The organism is Sphingobacterium sp. UBA5670 (assembly GCF_002420705.1).
Lineage (GTDB): Bacteria > Bacteroidota > Bacteroidia > Sphingobacteriales > Sphingobacteriaceae > Sphingobacterium.
In genome coordinates this window covers 674,362-674,705 of record NZ_DIIM01000021.1, presented here as the reverse complement: position 1 = coordinate 674,705, position 344 = coordinate 674,362, and the positions used below count along the sequence as shown (strand labels likewise).

The 344-nt window shown below is 41.6% G+C and carries 1 pseudogene; it reads right to left on the bottom strand.

From position 1 onward, the window contains the following. Positions 1-344 (bottom strand): annotated as a pseudogene (locus tag B3C94_RS20795) (hypothetical protein); the annotation flags it as partial.

Sequence of the window (344 nt, the reverse complement as noted above, 5' to 3'; positions counted from 1 at the left end):
GTAGATCAGATTGGGCTTGGCGGTATAGTCTACCGTTGCTTTTTTATTTTCGACGATGGTATCTGAGGTCACTTCCGCATTGAAAAAACCGATATTCTCTAATCGGTTGCGCAGCAGATTCTCATTGTATTCCCGATTTACATCGCGCAGGAGAACGGGTTCTTCACCTATTTTTTTGAAAAAACGCTTGATAAAATTGCTATTTGACGTATCACCCGCCATGTTGTTAAAATAAAGCTTATAGGGCATTCCCAAAATGCGCTTGTTGGGTTTGGGCCGTAGTGATTCGGCTAGATAGGTAGCCAGCTTTTCTTTGTTCTTCTTTGAAATAGTATCGGATGCTA